Annotated in this window: 22 protein-coding genes; 14 read left to right on the top strand and 8 right to left on the bottom strand. The window is 64.5% G+C overall.

Annotated features, from left to right (window positions below; all coding sequences use genetic code 11):
• Positions 1–74 precede the first annotated feature (74 nt).
• Entirely contained in the window at positions 75–632 is a 558-nt protein-coding gene (locus tag GNX71_RS04700; RefSeq protein ID WP_206177247.1) for a DUF3455 domain-containing protein, read from the bottom strand.
• 252 nt (positions 633–884) lie between these two features.
• On the opposite strand from GNX71_RS04700, the gene GNX71_RS04695 reads away from it, so the two are divergent.
• Positions 885–1,103, top strand: coding sequence for a hypothetical protein (locus GNX71_RS04695; RefSeq protein ID WP_206179828.1), 219 nt, complete (start codon positions 885–887; stop codon positions 1,101–1,103).
• Here GNX71_RS04695 and GNX71_RS04690 read toward each other — a convergent pair.
• The 3 genes from GNX71_RS04690 to GNX71_RS04680 all read right to left on the bottom strand — a co-directional run bounded on the left by GNX71_RS04690 (position 1,072) and on the right by GNX71_RS04680 (position 2,979).
• Complete coding sequence (locus tag GNX71_RS04690; RefSeq protein ID WP_206177246.1) at positions 1,072–1,449, bottom strand: pentapeptide repeat-containing protein; 378 nt, start codon at positions 1,447–1,449, stop codon at positions 1,072–1,074. The two genes, GNX71_RS04695 and GNX71_RS04690, sit on opposite strands and share 32 nt — an antisense overlap.
• Positions 1,450–1,566: 117 nt before the next feature.
• Complete coding sequence (locus tag GNX71_RS04685) at positions 1,567–1,857, bottom strand: antibiotic biosynthesis monooxygenase (RefSeq protein WP_206177245.1); 291 nt, start codon at positions 1,855–1,857, stop codon at positions 1,567–1,569.
• Between the two features lie 159 nt (positions 1,858–2,016).
• A complete protein-coding gene (locus tag GNX71_RS04680; RefSeq protein ID WP_241027160.1) occupies positions 2,017–2,979 on the bottom strand; it encodes an AraC family transcriptional regulator in 963 nt (320 codons plus the stop codon).
• 265 nt (positions 2,980–3,244) lie between these two features.
• Between GNX71_RS04680 and GNX71_RS04675 the strand changes: the two genes are divergently transcribed.
• The 7 genes from GNX71_RS04675 to GNX71_RS04645 all read left to right on the top strand — a co-directional run bounded on the left by GNX71_RS04675 (position 3,245) and on the right by GNX71_RS04645 (position 9,473).
• Positions 3,245–3,910, top strand: a complete 666-nt coding sequence (locus tag GNX71_RS04675; RefSeq protein WP_206177244.1) for a hypothetical protein — start codon at positions 3,245–3,247, stop codon at positions 3,908–3,910.
• Positions 3,891–5,096 carry an XRE family transcriptional regulator gene (locus tag GNX71_RS04670; RefSeq protein ID WP_206177243.1) on the top strand — a complete coding sequence of 402 codons (1,206 nt, stop codon included), beginning with the start codon at positions 3,891–3,893 and terminating at the stop codon, positions 5,094–5,096. The genes GNX71_RS04675 and GNX71_RS04670 overlap by 20 nt, the downstream gene beginning before the upstream one ends.
• A gap of 65 nt (positions 5,097–5,161) precedes the next feature.
• Complete coding sequence (locus GNX71_RS04665; protein ID WP_206177242.1) at positions 5,162–5,947, top strand: nuclease-related domain-containing protein; 786 nt, start codon at positions 5,162–5,164, stop codon at positions 5,945–5,947.
• A gap of 95 nt (positions 5,948–6,042) precedes the next feature.
• Complete coding sequence (locus GNX71_RS04660) at positions 6,043–7,245, top strand: MFS transporter (RefSeq protein WP_206177241.1); 1,203 nt, start codon at positions 6,043–6,045, stop codon at positions 7,243–7,245.
• Between the two features lie 53 nt (positions 7,246–7,298).
• Entirely contained in the window at positions 7,299–8,120 is an 822-nt protein-coding gene (gene dkgB / locus GNX71_RS04655; RefSeq protein WP_206177240.1) for a 2,5-didehydrogluconate reductase DkgB, read from the top strand.
• A 19-nt stretch (positions 8,121–8,139) separates the two neighbouring features.
• Positions 8,140–8,484 (top strand): adenylate cyclase, encoded by a 345-nt coding sequence (locus tag GNX71_RS04650; RefSeq protein ID WP_206177239.1) that lies wholly within the window; start codon positions 8,140–8,142, stop codon positions 8,482–8,484.
• Positions 8,481–9,473, top strand: coding sequence for a TIGR03571 family LLM class oxidoreductase (locus GNX71_RS04645; RefSeq protein WP_206177238.1), 993 nt, complete (start codon positions 8,481–8,483; stop codon positions 9,471–9,473). Before GNX71_RS04650 ends, GNX71_RS04645 begins: the two co-directional genes overlap by 4 nt.
• Positions 9,474–9,476: 3 nt before the next feature.
• Here GNX71_RS04645 and GNX71_RS33475 read toward each other — a convergent pair whose 3' ends face one another.
• Both GNX71_RS33475 and GNX71_RS04635 read right to left on the bottom strand, forming a co-directional pair.
• On the bottom strand, positions 9,477–9,695 hold the full coding sequence (locus GNX71_RS33475; RefSeq protein WP_241027159.1) for a hypothetical protein: 219 nt from the start codon (positions 9,693–9,695) through the stop codon (positions 9,477–9,479).
• A gap of 195 nt (positions 9,696–9,890) precedes the next feature.
• Positions 9,891–10,826, bottom strand: coding sequence for a LysR family transcriptional regulator (locus GNX71_RS04635; RefSeq protein WP_206177237.1), 936 nt, complete (start codon positions 10,824–10,826; stop codon positions 9,891–9,893).
• A gap of 136 nt (positions 10,827–10,962) precedes the next feature.
• Between GNX71_RS04635 and GNX71_RS04630 the strand changes: the two genes are divergently transcribed.
• From GNX71_RS04630 to GNX71_RS04610, 5 genes are all read left to right on the top strand, one after another.
• Positions 10,963–11,982, top strand: a complete 1,020-nt coding sequence (locus tag GNX71_RS04630) for a tripartite tricarboxylate transporter substrate binding protein (RefSeq protein WP_206177236.1) — start codon at positions 10,963–10,965, stop codon at positions 11,980–11,982.
• A 34-nt stretch (positions 11,983–12,016) separates the two neighbouring features.
• Positions 12,017–13,063, top strand: coding sequence for an Ldh family oxidoreductase (locus GNX71_RS04625; RefSeq protein WP_206177235.1), 1,047 nt, complete (start codon positions 12,017–12,019; stop codon positions 13,061–13,063).
• 8 nt (positions 13,064–13,071) lie between these two features.
• On the top strand, positions 13,072–13,809 hold the full coding sequence (locus GNX71_RS04620) for an ABC transporter substrate-binding protein (RefSeq protein WP_206177234.1): 738 nt from the start codon (positions 13,072–13,074) through the stop codon (positions 13,807–13,809).
• Between the two features lie 100 nt (positions 13,810–13,909).
• Positions 13,910–14,551 (top strand): DUF5701 family protein, encoded by a 642-nt coding sequence (locus tag GNX71_RS04615; RefSeq protein WP_206177233.1) that lies wholly within the window; start codon positions 13,910–13,912, stop codon positions 14,549–14,551.
• Between the two features lie 71 nt (positions 14,552–14,622).
• Positions 14,623–15,249, top strand: coding sequence for a DUF1579 family protein (locus GNX71_RS04610; protein ID WP_206177232.1), 627 nt, complete (start codon positions 14,623–14,625; stop codon positions 15,247–15,249).
• Here GNX71_RS04610 and GNX71_RS04605 read toward each other — a convergent pair.
• Positions 15,233–15,511: a hypothetical protein gene (locus GNX71_RS04605; protein ID WP_206177231.1), complete on the bottom strand. Its 279-nt coding sequence runs from the start codon at positions 15,509–15,511 to the stop codon at positions 15,233–15,235. The two genes, GNX71_RS04610 and GNX71_RS04605, sit on opposite strands and share 17 nt — an antisense overlap.
• 49 nt (positions 15,512–15,560) lie before the next feature.
• The gene (locus GNX71_RS04600; RefSeq protein ID WP_206177230.1) at positions 15,561–16,328 is read right to left on the bottom strand and encodes a hypothetical protein; all 768 of its coding nucleotides are present in this window, start codon (positions 16,326–16,328) and stop codon (positions 15,561–15,563) included.
• A 232-nt stretch (positions 16,329–16,560) separates the two neighbouring features.
• Between GNX71_RS04600 and GNX71_RS04595 the strand changes: the two genes are divergently transcribed.
• Entirely contained in the window at positions 16,561–18,210 is a 1,650-nt protein-coding gene (locus tag GNX71_RS04595) for a patatin-like phospholipase family protein (RefSeq protein WP_241027158.1), read from the top strand.
• Positions 18,211–18,226: the final 16 nt, after the last annotated feature.

Here is an 18,226-nt window from a genome sequence, read left to right as displayed (position 1 = left end):
AGGTCTGCGGCGGGTGGTGGGCGGCCCATCGTAGTGGAGCCGGCCTGCGCCGCAGCAGATTCACCCCCGAATCATCAGGACGCCTTGTAGAAGATGTAGTCGGCCTGGTACTTCACGACCTGCTTCTGGCCCTTGGTGGCGGGCGTGCAGGGCACGGCCGCCGGTGCCACGCCGCCTTGCAGGGCCACGCGCTGGATGTAGGTCACGCCGGACATCGCGCCCGAGCCCGTGGCCGGGTTGGCCTTCACGAGCTGGAACGGCAGGCTGGTCGGGCCCGAGGGCGCGACGGCCAGTTGCGTGGCGGTGAGCTTGGAGCCGTCGTTCGACTCCCAGGTGGCCGGCGGGCCGTAGTACTTGCCGACCTGCTTGCCGCTGCGGTCGTTGAGCTTGGCATCGGGGCCGACGAACACCCACTCGGTCTGGCCGGGGGCGTTGGCCTTGTCGCGGCATTCGTACGTGATGTCGCCCACGCCCACGGTTTCCATGGCGACCTTGTTGCCGGCGGGGACCTGGATGGTGGGGGGCAGGCTGGACTGGTTGAAGGCCGGGGCCGTCGACATCGAGCCGCATGCGGTGAGGACGGCGGCAGCGGAGATGGCGCCGAGGACGGCGATCGAACGGGAGGTGTGCATGAAATTACTCCTGGGTTGTAGAAGGTCAGCAGCTCCTCGCTGCTGGTAGGAACTACCCGCCAGATGCACGTTTGGATGCAGGGGATGCGAAATATTTTTTCGGCCGCGGCTCCGGGGACTTTCTGCGACAGCTGTCGCAGAAATTCGAACCCCGCGAGCAGCGTGACAAATTCCGAGCCGATTCACCCTGAGCCACAGTGTCATCGGCCGCATCCTTCTAGAACCTCCAGACCACAACAGGGAGGTTCCGAGATGATGCGAAAAATTCTCGTGGTCGGCGATCCGCCGGCTCTTGGCGGCCGCGTGTTGTCTTACGGCGGTGCAACCTGCGAACTGCTCGGCCATCGGATTGCGTTGATCGGCGGCAATAGCAAGCTCAATGTTTTCTTCAGATCGAAAGCGGCGCCCATTCATCAGATGGAGCAGCCGATCCATGCCGTCATGGGAACTGGTCGGACGGTCCTAATGTGATGCCGTAGAACGTTGCGCCAAGGAAGGTCGCGCCGAGGAGCGTCGCATTGCTCAAGTCAATCGACTCGATGGCCGCTTCCTCGAAATTCGCGTTGGTAAGGTCGGCTTGCCTGAACGTAGCGCACTTGATATTGCAATTGCGAAAGCTTGTTCCACGCAGACTTGCGCCGCTGAAATCCGCACTATGAAACCAGGAGAACGGCTCGAAGTTCGCTCCATCGAGCTTCACTCCGCAAAGGTCGGCATCGCAGAGATCCGTATCCGGGAAATTGCGCTCCCCTTGTGCATACCGCTGCAGCAATTCTTCGCGGCTCGTTGGCGGTTGGTAAGTCGGGTCACTTCTCATGATCGGCATGAGTGTATGAGCCACCCATCCGCTATCGCAGGTGGTGTGAATGGGTGCGTACGCGGAACGGCGATGAAGGGTCGAATCACTGCCCTTCAATGCGCTCGCCTCACACCCTCAAAGCTCTCTGCAATAGCAACTGACAGGCGGGCAAGCCAGCTCCTTCGCCAGCGCATCCCAGGCCCCTGACGCCACCGCACCCGCGATGTGCGCCTGGTGATGCCCCTTCGACGCCCACGATTCGACCAGCGTGAAAACGCACTCGTTGTCGCTGAGGCCGAACAGCTGCACGCCCCGGCACCCGTCCGCCGATGGCAGCGACTGCTTGACCTGGTTCATGAGTTCCGCGAACGCGGATGCGCGCTCGGGCTTGGCTTCGAAAGTGATGATGACGTTGATCGGGCCCATGGCAATTTCTTCTTGGTCGCTGGCTTGCGTGAATGAGTGAATGAAAAGAGTGAGCAGGCAGGTTAGCCAGCCCCCTCCCCCGCGCCAAGACACGAAGCTGCGAACAAATTGACCATGACTGCGAAGGATGCAGGCAGCCACCCTGGCATCACGCCGGCATCACCCCGCCTGCATCCGCCGCACGTACTCCGCAGGCGTCGTCTCGAACCGCCTGCGGAATGCGCGGTTGAAATGCGCCGCGCTCTCGAACCCCACCTGGGCGGCCGCATCGCCGGGGCGCAGCCCGGTGCCGAGCATCAGCGAGCGCGCCTCTTCCAGGCGCAGGTCGCGAACGCAGCGCATCGGCGTGACGCCGGCCACCTCGCGAAAGCTGTGTGCGAAGTGCGAGGGGCTCATGTGGACGTGCCTCGCGATTTCGGCCACCGACAGCGGCCGGTCCAGATGGCGGCGCATGAAGGCGATGGCCGTCTGTATGCGGGCGCCGGCTTTGGTGACGGCGCTCGCGCTGCGGATGGCGGCGGCGGCCTCGGAGCGCAGCAGCCGCAGCACGATCTCCTCGACGGCCAGCGGCGCAAGCGTGCGGCGGTCCACCGGGTCATCGGCCGCCAGCAGCAGGCGGGCGAAGGCCTCGACCACCTCCGGTCCCACCGGCGCCGTGAAGTGCTCGCGCACCCGGGCGGGCTCGGCCGGCAGCGCGCCACCACCACCGCCTTCGGCCAGTGCGAGGACCGACTTGACCAGCACGTCGGGCGGCAGGTCCAGATGAATGGCCAGGTACGGCGCCGCGGCGCTCGCTGCGACGACCGTGCCGAGGCACGCGACCTCGGCCCCGAGCACCAGGCACTGCGTGGCGCCGTAGGCCAGCGAACGATCGCCGCCGAGATGCGCCGTCTTGCGACCCTGCAAGACCACCACCACGCCCGGCGTGAGGCGCTGGGTTTTCTCGTAGCGGATCGGGTGCGAGAAGCGGTAGCAGCGCAGGCCCGGGTACAGCGCGTCGGTGCGGCCGTCCACAGGGGTTCGCGCTGCGACCATGTCGCGCAGGCGGGTCCAGGCGGCGGGGGCGTCGGGGTTGGTGTTGCTGCTGTTGTCGTCGTCGTCGGGAATGTGCGCGGCTGGCATCGGCTTTGTCGGGGAGGAGAAAGAAAGAGAGAAACCGAACGGGATGCGCAGGGTAGCCGGCCAGCGCGCGCCCGCTGGCGGGGCGCGCTACTCACTTGCTTAGTTGTTTGTTGCGAGCGGCCGAGCCGTGAAAAGCGTTGGCTTCTCGCCGGCGGCGCCCGCAACCTCATAAACTCGCACGAAAACTAGAACGTGAAAAACCCGCTACACGAAACTTTTTGATGTAATATTCCCGCCACTCGAAACAAATCATCGGGATTTACGCATGCGCACTTCGTCTGCAGGCAAGAAAAAGCTTGAACAGCTCATTGTTAAAAATATTCCTCGCGATGCCCTCATGGCCTTTGAGGACGCTTACTACGCTGGAGACCACCAAGGACGCCAGCACTCCGCCGCTTTTGCGCCGGGGCACAAGCCGTCCATCGCCGGGCAGAACAAGCACTTTTTCATAAACGAAACGTTCCATGAGGCATTGCAGACTCACGGAGCAGAGCCCACCCCTCTATGTGGCACACGCTTGGTGGTTGGACGGCTGGGCATCTTCAGCATCGTCCGGCTGAACGTTCCCGGACACAAATGGATCAATCTGCGACGGAGCGCAACACGCATCAAGCTCGCAGAACTCAACGACAACATCAACCGAAAATACGTCCAAGCGGATCTTTTTGCGCAACCACGCGAAGTAGCAGTCGGCACCATTTTCATCCTCGGGGTTATGGACGGTGTCGATAGCAACGGGATCGCTCAGTTGACAGAAGTGATGGTGTCCTTACCTGCCCCCGATATGAAGTCTTGGCTCTATATCAGCACCATGACCGACTTCATCAAACTCTACGACCAAGCCAATACAACGGGCCAACCTGACAAAGCAGTGCCCAAACTCAAGGCTCAGCCAAAGAAAAAAACCGACGATGACCAAGGGAATCAATGAGCTGCAACCCGCACGACTTGAACAAGCGCTTTCCGCACGGGGCCTCACCAAAGGCCAACTCGCAAGCCTTGTCGACGTAGCGGCCTCTACAGTTACGAAGTGGTGCAAGGGTGATCAGGCTCCCGAAGCGGAAACCTTTGAGCGTCTTGCATCTGCACTCAACGTAAGGACGGAATGGCTTACACGCCCTATGCTCCAGCCCGTTTCTGCGCCGCTTTTTCGCAGCAACGCTTCTGCTCTTAAAGCGGCTCGCGCCAAACTAGAGGCACGCACAGAATGGGCGCAAGAAATCGCAGTATTGCTTTCCGCACATGTGGACTATCCGAAGGTCAACTTGCCTCAACGCAACTTCCAGGACCCCGAGCAAATTAATGACACAGACATTGAGGCAGCTGCGGAAGAATGCCGCAAGCTCTGGCAACTAGGTAACGGTCCAATCCATGATCTAGCCTTGGCAGCAGAGAGCGCAGGCATCATTGTTGTGCGCGAAGAGACTGAGATTTCTGCTATCGAAGGCCTTTCCAGTTGGAGTCCTTTGCTGGGTAATCCGATCGTGCTGCTTTCGGCTGACAAAGCCAACGCATTCCGCAGTCGCTTTGATTTGGCTCACGAAATTGGACATCTCGTCTTACACAAGCACATACCAAGAGCAGACGAGCGCGACCGCTATAACCAGATGGAAAAACAAGCGCACCGTTTCGCTGGTGCGCTATTGCTTCCCGCCGAAACCTTCGCCACTGAAGTGCGCGTGCCACCCAATTTGGACAATCTGCTAATCCTCAAGCAGCGTTGGGGGACGTCGGTTGCCGCAATGATGATGCGCCTGCACGCCTTGGGCCTGCTCAGTGATGACGAAAAGCTCGTACTGTTCAAGCGCCGCTCCGCTCGATGGGGCTCAAAGGCGGAACCTGGGGATGACAAGTGGAAACCGGAAGTGCCGAGGCTGCTTCGACGGACAGTGGAATTGCTTATCAACGAAGGCGTTTTACCGACTGAAGGCATTCCGCGTTACCTAGGGTTTTCGCCTGGCGATGTAGAGAAGCTCTGTGGCCTGCGTGATAACTACTTCAGTACCCCAGCAGAGGTAGTCGAATTGGCAACACTGCGAGCTACAAGAACGCCAACCCAGCCGGTGCAGCAACTCAATGGCGAACGAGCGGCGGTAGTGTCTATTTTTAGAAAGTAGAACTCGTAGTCTTTGCTGGTCTATGAATCTTGAGGCAGATTATTGGTTGAAGGCGGACGTCCCTAATGAAATCCAAAACACGCTCGCCGCTCAAAGACAAGCCATTGCGTATGCCGGGGCAATCCGTTGCCGAGGAACGCGAGGAATTGCTCGACAACACGGTGTCACAACCGTTGATGTTGGCACTCTTCCTCGTACTCCTTGCTGGACTAGAGTGGTATCGGCTCTACTTCAATATGACGCCAAGCCCGGTCATCTTTTCCATCGGTGCGGGCTTGGGGATCGGATATGCGGCACTGCGCATATATAGAAATTTGCCCAAACTTCGGAGCCTTCGACAAGCAATAGAAGGAGAGAAAGTTGTCGGGCAATTCTTGGAGCGTTTGCGCCTGAATGGATTTCAGGTCTTTCACGACGTGGTGGGTGATGGGTTTAATGTCGACCACGTATTAATTGGTCCACCGGGAGTTTTCACCGTTGAGACAAAGACTTGGAGCAAACCTGCGTTTGGGAATGCAGAGGTGGTCTTTGATGGCCTGACTCTCAAGATTGGATCGTTCGCCCCGGACCGCGATCCCATCGTTCAGGCGAAGGCTCAAGCAAGTTGGTTGAAGCAGTTGCTATCACAGAGCACCGGAAGAAAATTCGAGACGCGTCCAGTAATCGTCTTTCCAGGATGGTTCGTCGCTAACTCGGGTGGTTTTCGCGATCTATGGGTTCTAGAGCCCAAAGCACTACCGTCATTTCTTCAGAACGAGCCTGCCCGTCTTTCTCCCGAAGAGGTCAATCTCGCCAGCTTCCATCTTTCCAGGCTCATCCGAGCGACTGAGCGAGCGCGAAGCCCGAGCTAGCTATTGACTCAACAGCAACTATCTTCTGCCCACAACCTCATTTATCCGCAAAGGTATCCGCAAGACACTCCTCCTAACCCAAGAAGGAGTGCCTCATGCCAATCGCCTTGCTCGCGCTGACCCTCAGCGCCTTCGCCATCGGGACGACCGAGTTCGTCATCGTTGGCCTCATCCCCACGGTCGCTACTGACCTCGCCATCAGCCTGCCCTCGGCGGGCCTGTTGGTCAGCCTCTACGCGCTGGGCGTCGCCATCGGCGCGCCGGTGCTCACTGCCCTCACGGGCAAGCTGCCGCGCAAGGCGCTGCTGCTCGGGCTCATGGCGCTGTTCACGGTCGGCAATCTGCTGGCGTGGAAGGCACCGAGCTATGAATCGCTGGTGGCCGCGCGCATCCTCACGGGTCTGGCGCACGGGGTGTTCTTCTCAATCGGCTCGACCATTGCCACGGGCCTGGTGCCCAAGGAAAAGGCGGCGAGCGCCATCGCGATCATGTTCACCGGGCTCACGGTGGCGCTGGTCACGGGCGTACCGCTGGGCACGTTCATCGGGCAGCACTTCGGCTGGCGCGAGACCTTTCTGGCCGTGTCCGCGCTGGGCGTGATTGCCTTCGTCGGCAGCTGGATCTTCATTCCCAACAACATCCGCCACACGGCGCCGGCTTCGCTCGCGCAGCAGGCCAAGGTGCTGGCCGAGCCGCGCCTGTTGCTGGTGTATGCCAAGACGGCGATCGGCTACGGCGGCTCGTTCATTCCGTTCACCTTTCTCGCGCCGATCCTCACGGACGTGTCGGGCTTCAGCGCCGGCGCTGTCGGCTGGGTGATGCTGGTGTACGGTGTGTCGGTGGCGGTGGGCAACATCTGGGGCGGCAAGCTGGCCGACCGCATGGGGCCGATTCCGGCGCTGAAGATCATCTTCGCGCTGCTGGCCGCCGTCTTGTTGATCTTCAACTTCGCGGCGCCGCACAAGTGGCTCGCGCTGGTGGCGGTGCTGATGTGGGGCGCGGTCGCCTTCGGCAACGTGCCGGGCCTGCAGGTGTATGTGGTGAAGCAAGCCGAACGCTTCACGCCGCAGGCGGTGGACGTGGCCTCGGGCCTGAACATCGCGGCCTTCAACCTGGGCATTGCCCTCGCAGCCTGGGCCGGCGGCCTGATCGTGACGCACCTGGGCCTCATGCACACGCCATGGATCGGCGCGCTGGTGGTGCTGGTCTCGCTGGCCCTCACGCAGTGGAGCGGCACGCTGGACCGCCGTGCCGGGATTCCGGTGCGCGCTTCGGGGCCGGTGCCGGTCGGTCACTGATCGATTGATCGGATTTCTTTCTCTTTCTTTTTTCAACGCACAAGGACAACACCATGACAACGACGAACAACGCCACCATCCCTGCCTTCGGCCTCGGCACCTTCCGCCTGAAGGGTCAGGTGGTCATCGACTCGGTAAAGAACGGCCTGGACGTGGGCTACCGCGTCATCGACACCGCACAGATCTACGGCAACGAAGCCGAAGTGGGCCAGGCGATTGCCGAAAGCGGCGTGGCGCGCAAAGACCTCTTCATCACCACCAAGATCTGGACCGACAACTACGCCAAGGCCAAGCTGGTGACTAGCCTGAAGGACAGCCTCGCGAAGCTGCGCACCGATCATGTCGACCTGACGCTGATCCACTGGCCCTCGCCCGGCAACGCGGTGCCCGTCGCCGAGTTCATGGGCGCGCTGGCCGAAGCCAAGGCGCTGGGGCTCACCAAGCGCATCGGCGTGTCGAACTTCAACATCGCGCTGATGAAGGAAGCGATTGCGGCCGTGGGCGCGGAGAACATCGCCACCAACCAGGTCGAGCTGCACCCATACCTGCAAAACCGCAAGGTGGCGGAGTTCGCCAGGAGTCAGGGCATCCACATCACCTCGTACATGACGCTGGCCTACGGCAAGGTCATCACCGACCCGGTGATCGAGGCGATTGCCAAGGCGCACAACGCCACCACGGCGCAGGTCACGCTGGCCTGGGCGATGCAGCTGGGCTATGCGGTGATTCCGTCGTCCACCAAGCGCGCGAACCTCGAAGGCAACCTGAAGGCGCAGCAACTGAAGCTGACCGATGCCGAGATGGCGCAGATCGCCGCGCTCGACCGCAACGAGCGGCTCACCGACCCGGCCGGCCTGTCGCCGGCGTGGGACTGATCGATCGATGGGCCACGCCATGAACAACAACGACACGGCAACCGCCTTGCCCGCGTTCGTCGGTCGCACTTACGAAGTGCGCTACGGCGAAACGATGACCGCGCTGAACATCTACGCGGCCGACGGCCAGACGATGCGCTACGAAGTGACGGCCGGCCCCTTCAAGGGCGCGACGGCCGAGGTGCGCTACCAGGCCGAGCAGATCGGCCCCGGGCTCTATGCGCTCTCGTGGCAGGAGGCGGACAAGGGCACGGTGGTGCACGTCGACGACTTCGAAGGCGGCCACTCGCGCTCGTACTACACGACGGCCGGGCATGAGTTCGTGCGCATGGCGGGCACGCTGCGCGAAGTGACTACGCCATGACCACTTCGCTGCAACGGCTGGTCGCCACCAACGGCAGCGGCCCAAGCATCGGGCTCGAGCTGCCGCTGGACAACGACTGGTCACCCGCGGGCGACACCGCCCGCCGCGCAGCGGGCCGCCCCTTCGGCGTGCCCGACATCGCGCAGCACGCGCGCCTCGCGAAGCTCGCCGACAAGCTGGGCTTTCGCGCCCTGTGGGCACGCGACGTGCCGCTGTACGACCCGGCCTTCGGCGATGCTGCGCAGGTGTTCGAGGTGTTCAGCTACCTGGGCTACCTGGCGGGCGTGACCGAGCACATCTTGCTCGGCACCGCCGCCGTGGTGCTGCCGCTGCGCGAACCGGTGCTCACGCTGAAGTCGGCCGCCACGGTCGACCACTTGAGCGGCGGCCGGCTGATGCTGGGCGTGGCGAGCGGCGACCGGCCGGTGGAGTACCCGATCTTCGGGCGCGACTACGCCTCGCGCGGCGAGCGCTTTCGCGAACAGGTGGCGATGGTGCGCGACTGGGGTGCGGCTGCGTTGCCTGATGGCATCGAACTGCTGCCGCGTCCGCAACAGAACCCGCTGCCGCTGCTGGTGGCCGGCCTCGCACAGCAAACGCCCGACTGGATCGGCACGCACATGGACGGTTGCCTCGCCTACCCCGGCACGCCGGAAGACCATGCGCGGCGTTCGGCGCAATGGCGTGCGCTGGCGGGCGAACACAAGCCGTATGTGAGCTTCATCCACCTCGACCTGGCGGACGATGCCGATGCGCCGCTGGAGCGCTATCGCTTCGGCGGGCGCATGGGGCGCAACGCGCTCGTCGCGGAACTGGCCGCGTTGCATGCTGCGGGTGTGCAGCATGTGGGGCTGCATCTGCGGCGCAATCGGCGGCCGATTGCGGAGACGATGGAAGAGATTGCGCAGTTCGTGCTGCCGGTGTTCCATGCGGAGGCGGGCACGCAGCAGTCGGAAGAAGACGACGCCGTCGCGGCCGTCGCTTCCTGACACCTACTCGGCCGCCACCGGCCCGGTCTTTTTGTGCGCGGTGATGGTGGCCGGCTTGATGAGCATCGCGTTCAGCGCATCGCATTCGGTCTTCAATTCGGCCGCGACCTGCTCGGGCGCCGCGTGCAACTCGACGATGTCGCGCTCGCCGACGCAGTGGCCGTCGAGGCGCACGTAGATGCGCTTGAAGTCCCCGCCGAGCGCCCTGGCCACATCGCTCAAGCAATCTGCGAGGGTGGAAAAGCCGCCGTCCTTGTAGGAGCTCGGGGGTATCACGCCCTTGGAGCGGGGCGCCCGCACGGAATAGGCGAACGTGGTGCCCTCCCCCGCAGCTCCACGACGGGCTGCAGGATGCGTGGAGCGTCCCCGGTGCTTTTCATGGGCGCAGTTTAAGTGCGTCGGATGCGGGGTGGAACCTCAGCGGCTGGCCGGTCTCTTGCGGGCCGGCGCGGCTGCGGTGGGCTTGTCGCGGCGGGCCTGCAGCAGCATGTCGTGAAAGAGCCGCGCGGCCGGCATCAGCTCGCGGCCGCGCCGCTTGATGAGGCCGATCACGCGGCTGACCTTCGGGTCTTCGAGCGGGATGCTGATCAACCCCGAATGCCCCTTGGGCGGCATCGCCAGGCGCGGCACCACGCCAAGGCCGAGGCCCGCTTCGACCAGGCTCACCAGCGCCGGCACATGCCGCACTTCGCAGATCCACTGCGGCTTGTTCTCCACATGGCTGAGCGCCTGGTCGATGAGAAAGCGGTTGCCGCTGCCCTGCGCGATGGTGACGTACTCGTGCGCCGACAACTCGGCCCACGTCACCCGCTTGTGCTTCGCCAGCGGATGGCCGGCGGGGCAGGCGACGACGAAGCGCTCCTCGAGCAGCGGCTCGAAGTCGATGTCCGATTCCTGCGTGCCGATGTAGGTGAGGCCGAAGTCGGCATCGCCCCGCGCAACGGCCACGAGGATTTCCGCGGAGGACTCGTCGATGAGGCGGATGCGCACCTTCGGGTAGGCGGTGTGGAAGCGCTTGATGGCCACCGGCAGGAAGTAGCCGACCGCCGAGGGCACGCAGGCGATGGTGACCTGCCCCGAGATGCGCTCGGTCGTGTCCTTGATGCCAACGAGCGCGTCTTCGAGCTCGCGCATCACGTTGCGCGCCTTGGGCACGAAGGCGCGCCCGACGGTCGTGAGTTCGACCTTGCGCGTGGTGCGGCTGAAGAGCTTGACGCCCAGAGCCGCCTCGAGCTTGTCGATGCGGCGGGACAGCGCCGACTGCGACAGGTGCAGGTTGTCGGAGGCCGCACGAAAGCTCGCGAAGTCGGCCACCGACAGGAAGGCGCGGAGGTCCGCGAGATCGAAATTCATGCGTTGGCTGCAAGAGTAGAGCGAATATTTGCAATTTACACCGGGAGCGGTCGTCACGATCATTCAGCCCTGAGTCGCAGCAGCAGCAGCAGCAGCAATCGCAACGTAGCGCTGCATGAACAACAAGGAGACATGAATGCGTATTTCGATCCGCGTGGGCCATCGCCCTCGGCGCCCGCTTCTTCTGCCCATTGCGCGCCGCGTGATCGGGTTGGCGTCCATCGCCGTGATGACGGCTGTCGCGCCGCTGGCCCACGCCGCCTGGCCCGAACGGCCCGTGCGCCTGGTCGTGCCCTACGGCCCCGGCGGTAGCTCCGACGTGATCGCGCGGCTGCTCGCCAACGAAATGGGCAAGACGCTCGGGCAGGCCGTGGTCATCGACAACAAGGCGGGCGCGTCGGGAATCATCGCCATGCAGGAGGTGGCGCGTGCCGCGCCCGATGGGTACAACGTGGTGCTGGGCCACGTGGGCACGCTGGCGGTCAACCCGGCGATGTTCGCCAAGCTGCCCTATCGCGACGAAGACTTCTCGCCCGTCGTGCTGCTGGCCAAGGTGCCGATGGTGTTCGCGGTCGGGGCCAAGGTGCCGGCGCAGACGCTGGCCGAATTCGTCGCGCTGGCCAAGGCGCAGCCCGGCAAGCTGAACTACGGCTCCGCGGGCAACGGCAGCGCGGGCCACCTGGCGTTCGAGATGCTGAAGGTCACGACCGGCATCGACGTCACGCACGTGCCCTACAAGGGCACCGGCGCGCAACTCAACGACCTCCTGGCCGGCAACACCGACGCGGCCTCCGCGGGGCCGCCGGGGTTCGTGGCGCAGGCGAAGGCGGGCAAGCTCAAGATCATCGCGAGCGGTTCGCCGCAGCGTCTGCCGGCGCTGCCGAACGTGCCCACGGTGGCCGAGCTCGGCTATCCGGGGTTCGACAGCTCGCAATGGTTCGGCATCCTCGCGCCCGCCCACACGCCGCCCGACATCGTCGCGCGGCTGCACGACGCGGCCGTCAAGGCGCTGAACGTTCCCGCAGTGCGTGCGCGCCTCGAGGAAGAAGGCAGCACCGCCTCGCCGATGAGCCCCGCGGACTTCGCGAAGTTCATCAAGACCGAGCGCGAGCGGTGGAGCACCGTGGTGCGCAAGGCCGGCCTGAAGGCCGAGTGACCTGAATCCCATTCGACATCAACGCAACGACAACATGAACAGCATCACCGCAGAAAAAATCACGCTCAGCGAATCCGAGCTGATGGCGCTCGGCACCAAGGCCTTCACGGGCCTGGGCCTCGAAGAGAACGATGCGCGCGACGTGGCGCGCATCCTCGTCACGGCCGACCTCTTCGGACTTTCCACCCATGGCCTGAGCCGCATCGAGTCTTACGGCGAGCGGCTGGCCGTCAAGGGCATCAAGGCGCGGCCGCTCATCACGGTCGAGCAGGTGGCGCCGGCGCTGGTGCGCGTCGATGGCGACAACGGCGTCGGGCCGCTGGTGGGCATGCGCGCGCTCGAAGCGGCCATGGCCACGGCAAAACAGACGGGCGTGGGCGTGGCCTTTGCTCGGGGCAGCAACCATTTCGGGCCGGTCTCGCCCTACTCGCTCATCGCGGCGGAGGCGGGCTTCGCAAGCATCATCGGCAGCAATGCCACCACGACGATCGCGCCATGGGGCGGCAGCGATGCGCGCCTGGGCAACAGCCCGGTCGGCTTCGGCGTGCCGAACCCAGGCGGGCGGCCGTTCATGCTGGACATGGCCATCAGCGTGGTGGCCCGCGCGAAGATCCGCAACGCGCTCAAGCGCGGCGAGGCGATCCCCGACACCTGGGCCACCGACAAGGCCGGCCGCGCGACGACGGACCCGGCCGCGGCGCTCGACGGCTTCCTGTTGCCGATCGGCGGGCACAAGGGCTACGGCCTCGCGCTGATCGTGGACATGTTCGCGGGCCTGCTCTCGGGCGCGGCCTACCTCACGCATGTGAAGTCGTGGGTCGATGCGCCCGACGAGCCGCAGAACCTGGGGCACTTCTTCATCCTCATCGACACGCAGCGCCTGGGCTCCAACGCGTGGCTGGCCGAGCGCATGAACGACTTCGCGGCGATCCTGCACGACAGCCCGCCAGCCGATGCGGCGCGCCCGGTGCTGGTGCCCGGCGAGATCGAGCTGGACAACCTCGCGCGCCATCGGCGCGATGGCCTCGCGCTGGACCCGGCCGTGCGCGCATTGCTCGAACAGCACGCGGCCAACGCATGAGCACGGCGATGACAACCATCGACAACGCCATCCGCTCGGCGCTCATGCCCACCGGCGTGCTGCGCGCATCGATCAATCTCGGCAACCCGATCCTTGCGAACTGGGACGCCGACAACAACCGGGCGCGGGGCGTCTCGGTCGACCTCGCGAACGAACTGGCCAGGCGTCTCGGCGCCGAACTGCAGCCCGTGGTGTTCGACGCCGCGGGCAAGTCGGTCGCGGCCGTGACCGGGGAAGAGGCGGACGTGGGGTTCTTCGCGGTCGATCCGCTGCGCGGCGAAGGCCTGCTGTTCACGGCGCCGTACATCCTGATCGAAGGGGCTTACCTCGTGCGCGACGGCTCGGCCATTCGGGCCAACGAAGAGGTCGATGCCGAAGGCGTGCGCATCATGGTCGGCAAGGGCAGTGCGTATGACCTGTTACTGAGCCGCGAGCTTCGGCGGGCCGCGATCGTGCGTGCGAACACATCGCCGACGGTGGTCGACGAATTCATTGCGCAGGAAGTCGAAGTTGCCGCAGGCGTGCGCCAGCAACTGGCCGCGGATGCGGCGCGGCTGCCGGGGCTGCGGCTGCTGCCGGGGCGATTCATGGTGATCCAGCAGGCGATGGGGCTGCCGCGCAGCCGGGGCATGGAGGCCGCGAATTTCCTGAGCGGCTTCGTGGAGGAAATGAAGGCGACGGGGTTCGTTGCCGATGCGATGGCGCGGCATGGCATCGAGGGAGCGCTGGTCGCGCCCGCCAGATAGAGACCCGCCAAAGAGAGACCGTCCGCGGCGCACGGCCTTGTCGCGGACGCCGGCCTTCGATGCAACAGAATGGCGCCCCTTCAAGAAAAGAGGAGACGCGTTGAAAGCCTTCGAAGAACAAGTCGAGCGGTTGGTGGCACTCGGGTATCCGGCGATGCTCGGCTGCACACCCGGCGAATTCCGCGAGCGCCTCGATGCGTTGCGCGCCCATGTGCCCGCAGAGGCACCGGCAATGGACGTGGCAGAGGGGACCGTCGGTTGCCTGCTGGTCGTGCACTGCGCCGCGGCACCGGCGGACAAGACCTTGCCACTCGTCGTGCGCGACGGCCGTCCGGCGATCGAGCGGCTCTTTCCCCGCACGCCTGATTTCTTCAAGCCGATCCCGTCGCTGGCATTGCCGTCAGGGCACGCCTATCTGCTGCTCGATGTCGACCGGGGCAACAGCTCGCTCAATGCGGTGCCGAAAGAAGCGCAGGAGCGGATCGCGGCCGAAGGCAGGACCCCGCTCACGCTCGAAGAGGGCATCGCGTTGCTGACGCAGTACCCCGAGTTCCTGCAGCCCAACCGCTGCTTCATGATGCTGGGCTCGCGCGGCGACGACAAGCGCGTGCCGGCGCTCTGGCTCAGCAACAAGCAGCCGAAGCTGGGCTGGTGTTGGGAAGGCAACCCGCATACATGGCTCGGCTTCGCTACGTGCGGTGGCCGGTCGCCGGGAGTCGTTGTTCTGGCTGTTCCCGAATAGGAACCTTGGACCTCGGGGACAAGCACGGCGCTGTGTGCGAGGATCGCGGCCGCCCTGAAGGAACACACCCCATGCGCACCACCCACGCCGCCGGTTTCCTCGTCGCATTGCTCGCGGGCACTGCATCCCTTTGTGCGATGGCCGCCGACCCGCCTCCGCAATCACTGCCGCCCATGGTGCAGCGCGCGCAACCGGGCGCCGGGCAGCGCGCATTGCAACCGCTTGCCGGCACATGGAAGGTCGAGAAGAGCCTCTTCGTCGCCATCGGCACGCCCGACAAGCCCGCGCGCGGCGAGGGCATGACGACCCGGCGCGAGTGGATCGGCGACGGGCGCTTCCTGCATGACGTGACGCAGGGAAGCTTCAACGGCCAGCCGTACTTTCGCGCGGGCTTCCTCGGCTACAACAACATGGACCAGCGCTACGAGTGGGTGACGGCGGACAACTTCACGCCGACACTCATGGCCTACCAGGCGCGCAACGGCAGCGGGCCGAGCGTGAGCGGCCAGGCCATCGACATGAAGGGCCAGTTCACCGACCTCGGGATCACGGGCGAAGCGAACGTGGGCAAGAACATCCCGATGCGCACGGTGATTCGCATCGAGAGCGAGAACCGGCATGTGTTCGAGATCTACTTCACGCCGCCGGGCGGCAGCGAAGTGCTGGCGGACCGGATGGTGTTCACGCGCGTGCCGTGATCGAGGGGCGCGTCATCGTCTCCAGGGCATGCCTCAGCGCGCCCTCCTCTGCCTTGGTGAGCGCCAGCGCCACGCGATGGAATTCGGCCCGGTAGCAGGGCAGCATCCACGCCGCCGTGTGCGCGTGAACACCCTGGCCGCGCGCGATGTGCGCATGGCACGCAACGATGCTTCGATGAATTTCGAGCGCCTGCGCGACGCGGGCGAAAGACTGAGAGGGCGCGGTATCCACTGCGCCGCCGTGCGTTCCGATGATGTTCATTGCCGACTCCTCGTGGCGCGCTGCGAATGGCGCCGTGAGACGACTCTATTCACGCAGGCGCGCAGCGTGGAGTAACAACATCGTCGTGAATCCACCGGCCGGAAGCCGGGCACACACTGGCCGGCGCGCCGCGCCACAAGACCTGTTCTTCATCGAGCCGTGACGCGGCCGAGGGGTCGGTGTCGAACGCGATCAGCAATGCGCGCGCCACATGCGCGTTCTCGATGGGGAGCTCCCAGGTGAGGAACACCTGCGTGACGTCGTACCCCGTCGCGAAATCGCCGGCATCGAAACCACTGCTGCCGCGCCGGATCACCGCGTGGGGCTGGCCGGTGTCGAAGAGCAGCACCGTGCCCCTTACGAGCGGAATGCGATCGCCCGTGCCGGGGAAGTGCACATCGAGCCCCTTGTCCTCGCTCACAAAGAGATTGCAGAAGGCCGCGCCGCCGTACTGCGCGCCGTCGTGGTGGTATCTCGCGCCGCGGCAGGCCATGAGGGCGATGTCGCTTTCGGAAAGCACTTCGGAGAGGCCGAGCGTGCGCGCCCAATCGGACGCGGCCTGCACGCAGCGTTGGTGGTCGGGCCAGCGCGCACGCGCACGTGCAAGGGGCAGCGGCTCGACGTCGCCGGGCTCCAGTTGCAGTTGCGAGGCGATGTCCCGCTCCCAATCGGCCACGAGGCGCGCAGGCGGCATGGGCACGTCGACCACGCCCGTGCGCACGATGCCGCTCACGCTGCGGCTGCGCATGGCATCGCCGCTTCTGAAGCAGGAAGTGAGAAGACCCTGCGAGCGGGCGTGCTGACTTTCGGTTGTCATGAGCGTGTGGATCGGGGTGTGCGATGGATGCGGTTCGGTTGCGGATTCGAGGTCCATTTTCTTATCTTCGCGGCGCCTTCGCGATGCCTCTGCGAGTCACCCATCTATTGCGCACGACTTGGAATTACGCTGTTCTGCTGAACGGGATTTCACGCGTAGACGGTCAATCTTCATGGCGAAGACACTGCGCGCTCAGGGAGGACCATCTGCTTCACTCAATCAGGAGTCAACCGTGGATCCCAATCAGACATTCACCATCCTCTCGTTCGTCGGCGGCGGCATTCGCGGTCTCATGTCGGCGACCATTCTCAAGCGGTTGTCGCAACCGCCGTACGACACGCTGATCAATCAAACCACGATGCTTGCGGGCTGCTCGACCGGCTCGATCATCACCAGCGAACTGCTGGCCGGCACGAAGCCGCAAGGGCTCATCGAGCTGTTCACGGGCTCCGAGATCGGCTTCTACAACAACATGAACGACAAGCCGGACGCGCCGGCCTATCCCATGATCGACGTGCTCTATTCGCAGGAGCAGTTGCATGGAGACACGCCCGTTTCCCAGGCGGGGAAGGATGTGCTGCTCGTGTCGTTCAATGTCGGTGCGCTCGAGACGAACCCCGACGGCCGCGTGGTGCCCAAGCCCTGGGACACGCTCATGTTCACCAACCTGCTGGGCACCGAGCAGGACCAGAAAAGCGGCCTGGACGGAAACAGCAGCACGCCGATAGCCATCGCCGCATGCTCCAGCGGCGCGATGCCCGGCCAGCTCGGTTCGGTGGAAGGCAATGTCGATGGCGCGTTCTTCAACCACGACCCGACACTCGCGGCAATCTGCCTGGCGGTGCACAACGGCGTGCCGCTCGAGAAGATCGTGGCCATCACCATCGGCACCGGCCTCATGCCCGACTGGCTCGCCAGCGACACGGCCAACTGGGGCGCCAAGCAGTGGATGAACGGCGATGGCAATCCGTTCGACAACACGCCGCCGTTCCTCATGAACCAGACGCAGCCTTCGCCGATCCTGGACATGTGCCTGAACGGCACCTCGGCCAACATGATGCCCAGGCTCTGCAAGATGCTGCTGGGCGACCGCTACGTGAACATCAACCCACGCCTGCCCTGCTTCATTCCCGAGAACTCCACCAGCCCACAGGCCATCAACCTGCTCCAGCGGCACGGGGAAACCGGTGACCCCGAGAACTTCGAGAAAGCGCAGGCGCTGCTGCGGGACTACTGGCCGAACAGCCGCCCTCCCATCCACACCACCATCTCCCCGCCGCCCAACACCGGCGGTGTGAAGACGCCTGCTTCCGTGCCTTCCAAACCCAAGGCTGCAACAGCGAAAGCGGCGCCGGGTGCGACACCCGGCCACGGCGAGTTCTTCTTCATCCAGCACAAGGAATCGGGCCTGGTGCTGGACGTGTACAAGGAGGAAACAGCCCCGGGCACCCCCGTCATCTTCTACGAGAAGCACACGGCGCCGCACTCGCTGGCCAACCAGCTGTGGCAGTTCGTTCCTTCCGAGGAAAACCCGGGCTGGTGGTATCTGCAGGCGCAGCTGTCGAGCGACATCGTCCTCACGCTCGCGGATGCCCCGGTGCCATCGCCGGCGCCGGTGATCACCATGGAAAAGAAAGATCCCGTCGGCAAACCGAGCCAGCTCTGGAGCCTGATCTCGACCGAAGAACTCGGTTGGTGGTTCATCCAGTGCAAGGCCAAGTTCGCGCGGGTCCATCTCACGAATCCGGACGCGATCTCGCCCTTCGTGATCGGTCGCGGCAGCAACGGCCAACCCGATCCGATCGCGGTGGGCGTCACGCTGGACTACGCGGCGGACGAACCGATGTCCTGGGGTTTCATGAGGGCACCCGACGCCCAGTGATGCGGGGGCGCGGCGT

The organism is Variovorax sp. RKNM96 (assembly GCF_017161115.1).
Classification (GTDB): Bacteria; Pseudomonadota; Gammaproteobacteria; order Burkholderiales; family Burkholderiaceae_C; genus Variovorax.
The sequence above is the reverse complement of the archived record's forward strand: the minus strand, read 5'-3'. Positions and strand labels throughout refer to the sequence as shown.

Bases quoted from the DNA above. Each gene is read 5' to 3' on its own strand.
- GNX71_RS04700 (WP_206177247.1), bottom strand. From the start codon at position 632: ATGCACACCTCCCGTTCGATCGCCGTCCTCGGCGCCATCTCCGCTGCC.
- GNX71_RS04695 (WP_206179828.1), top strand. From the start codon at position 885: ATGATGCGAAAAATTCTCGTGGTCGGCGATCCGCCGGCTCTTGGCGGC.
- GNX71_RS04690 (WP_206177246.1), bottom strand. From the start codon at position 1,449: ATGAGAAGTGACCCGACTTACCAACCGCCAACGAGCCGCGAAGAATTG.
- GNX71_RS04685 (WP_206177245.1), bottom strand. From the start codon at position 1,857: ATGGGCCCGATCAACGTCATCATCACTTTCGAAGCCAAGCCCGAGCGC.
- GNX71_RS04680 (WP_241027160.1), bottom strand. From the start codon at position 2,979: ATGCCAGCCGCGCACATTCCCGACGACGACGACAACAGCAGCAACACC.
- GNX71_RS04675 (WP_206177244.1), top strand. From the start codon at position 3,245: ATGCGCACTTCGTCTGCAGGCAAGAAAAAGCTTGAACAGCTCATTGTT.
- GNX71_RS04670 (WP_206177243.1), top strand. From the start codon at position 3,891: ATGACCAAGGGAATCAATGAGCTGCAACCCGCACGACTTGAACAAGCG.
- GNX71_RS04665 (WP_206177242.1), top strand. From the start codon at position 5,162: ATGAAATCCAAAACACGCTCGCCGCTCAAAGACAAGCCATTGCGTATG.
- GNX71_RS04660 (WP_206177241.1), top strand. From the start codon at position 6,043: ATGCCAATCGCCTTGCTCGCGCTGACCCTCAGCGCCTTCGCCATCGGG.
- dkgB (WP_206177240.1), top strand. From the start codon at position 7,299: ATGACAACGACGAACAACGCCACCATCCCTGCCTTCGGCCTCGGCACC.
- GNX71_RS04650 (WP_206177239.1), top strand. From the start codon at position 8,140: ATGAACAACAACGACACGGCAACCGCCTTGCCCGCGTTCGTCGGTCGC.
- GNX71_RS04645 (WP_206177238.1), top strand. From the start codon at position 8,481: ATGACCACTTCGCTGCAACGGCTGGTCGCCACCAACGGCAGCGGCCCA.
- GNX71_RS04635 (WP_206177237.1), bottom strand. From the start codon at position 10,826: ATGAATTTCGATCTCGCGGACCTCCGCGCCTTCCTGTCGGTGGCCGAC.
- GNX71_RS04630 (WP_206177236.1), top strand. From the start codon at position 10,963: ATGCGTATTTCGATCCGCGTGGGCCATCGCCCTCGGCGCCCGCTTCTT.
- GNX71_RS04625 (WP_206177235.1), top strand. From the start codon at position 12,017: ATGAACAGCATCACCGCAGAAAAAATCACGCTCAGCGAATCCGAGCTG.
- GNX71_RS04620 (WP_206177234.1), top strand. From the start codon at position 13,072: ATGACAACCATCGACAACGCCATCCGCTCGGCGCTCATGCCCACCGGC.
- GNX71_RS04610 (WP_206177232.1), top strand. From the start codon at position 14,623: ATGCGCACCACCCACGCCGCCGGTTTCCTCGTCGCATTGCTCGCGGGC.
- GNX71_RS04605 (WP_206177231.1), bottom strand. From the start codon at position 15,511: ATGAACATCATCGGAACGCACGGCGGCGCAGTGGATACCGCGCCCTCT.
- GNX71_RS04600 (WP_206177230.1), bottom strand. From the start codon at position 16,328: ATGACAACCGAAAGTCAGCACGCCCGCTCGCAGGGTCTTCTCACTTCC.